Origin of the sequence: Frankia sp. R82 (genome assembly GCF_023716925.1) — a bacterium.
GTDB lineage: Bacteria > Actinomycetota > Actinomycetes > Frankiales > Frankiaceae > Frankia.
The window spans coordinates 1-2,041 of the sequence record NZ_JAMQQG010000135.1; the positions used below are offsets into that span (position 1 = coordinate 1).

A 2,041-nucleotide genomic window follows, 5' to 3' on the forward strand; every position below is an offset into this window, starting at 1 on the left:
GCCGTATCGTGGGGGTCGGGGGATGCGGCGGGATGGGGGCGGGTGGGCAAGGGGCGGCTGGCGGGCGGGGGTGGCGGGAAGCCGGGGGGACGCCCCCGCGGCAGGGTACCGCCGGACAACCCGCCACCACCGGACGGACCGGCGCCGGACGGCACGCCGCCACCACCGGCGGTGGCCGGCGTTGGATGGCCGGGGCGGGGGCCCGTCATGGTTCGCGGTCGATGGGCGGGTGCGGTCGGCAGGGCGGTGTGACCGCCTGGCCGTGTTCCGGCGACCGGCGTCGACCGGGCGGCGCGCGGGCCGCTCATCGAGTGCACTTCGCCAAGAGGATGGGGCGCGGTGACGGGCTCGGGGCCGAGCGGGTGGTCACCGGTGGTCGGGCCGCCGACGGAACCCGGCGAACCAGATGAACCAGCCGAAGCGGACGACAGCGGCGGCGGGTCGACGCGGGTGGCGGCACGGGCGAGAACACCGACCCCGGCACCGGCGACCCGCGCGATCCCACCGGCCCGGTACACCGGGTACGCGGCGACATGGTAGGCCCAGCCGTCGGCGGGCGCGGCCAGGTGCCAGCCGCCCTTGATTTCCAGGCTGGTGTTCGTGACCCGGGCGCTGGCCGCGAGCGGGTCGTCCGGGCCGGTCGGTGGACGGTCGCGCCGCCACAGCACCCTGGCCTCGGTCACCCCGGGCGGCATCTGGAACGACAGCACGATCGCGTCCCCGCGGTCGGCGGCCCGCAGATCACGCACCGGCTCGATGACGACGTGCCGCAGCGCCCGGCCGACGACCATGACGTCGCCGTGCACCGTCACCGGCGTGTAGACGACCTCACCGACCGGCGCCGACTCGACCGCCTGCCCGCTGCGGCCCGCGGCGACCAGGCGCACCGGCCCGGTGATCGCGCTGAGCTGTACCTCGTCCCCTTCGGCACCGAGCCCGCCCAGCGGCAGCGGACCCGATCCGGGCGCGGTCAGGCCGGTCGGACCCCCCGGACCAGCCGGCCCCGGGGGGACGGAGGCGGCATAGATCCGTACTTCCAGGCCGGACGGCGGTGTCCAGCGCAGGGTGGTGCGCCCGCCAGCGGTGACGGCGCTGAGGTCCTGCACGGGCCTCGGCCGGGCGGTCACCTCGATCTCCACCTGGGTACCCACGGTCTGCGCATGCTCGCCGGCCGCGTCGGGATATTCGACGTAGACGCGGTAACGGTAGGTGACGCCAGCCATCACGTCGGTGTCGTGGAAGCCGCTTCCGGCGATCCTGGCCTGCCGGGGTGCCGTCTGCTCGGCGGTCGCGGCCACCGCCGCGGCCGCCGCACCTGCGGCTCCGGGCACGGGGACCGGGCCGGCCAGCACCCCAGAGCCGGCCAGCACGCCAGAGCCAGACAGCACGCCAGGGCCAGACAGCACGCCAGGGCCGGTGACCGGTCCGGTACGGACCGTGCGTTCGACGGTAACGGGCGGGGTGCCGCCGTCCAGCCGCCACTGCAGACGGACGCCCACGGCGGTCCGTTCGGCGCGCAGCTCGCGAACGTCACGGGTGCACACGACCGGGGCGGTGACGACCGGCTCGGAGCGGCGCTCGCCGCACACGGCGGTGACCTCGTAGCGCACCGGCGTCCAGGCCGGGGCACCCGCGTCGGACAGTTCGCTCGCGCGGGTGGCGCCGAGGCCACGGCGAGCCAGCGCCGCACCGCCGCCGTCGACGAGCAGCAGCCGCTCCACCCGGTAGGACACCGGCGTGCAGACCGACGGCGAGGGCCGCCAGCGCAGCTGCACCGAGCCGTCCGGGCCCGGGGTCGCGACCAGGTCACTCGGCGGGGGCAGGGGCAGCGCGGCCAGGGCGGCCAGGGCCTCCCGGTTGTCCGCGGCGCTGGCGAGCACGGCGACCAGAGCCGCCTCCTGATCCTGCGGGGGCAGCCCGCGGGCGGCCTCGACCCGGCGGCGAATGACGGCAGCCGCGGCGACGAGCTCACCGAGCACCTCGCCGGGGGTCCGGCCGTCGGGTCCGGGCACGTCGGCGGCCTGGGCGGCCAGCCACCGGG

General features: G+C 77.1%; 1 pseudogene. It reads right to left on the minus strand.

The annotated features are described in order from the left end of the window. Positions 1-2,041 (minus strand): annotated as a pseudogene (locus ND747_RS16155) (zinc ribbon domain-containing protein); the annotation flags it as partial.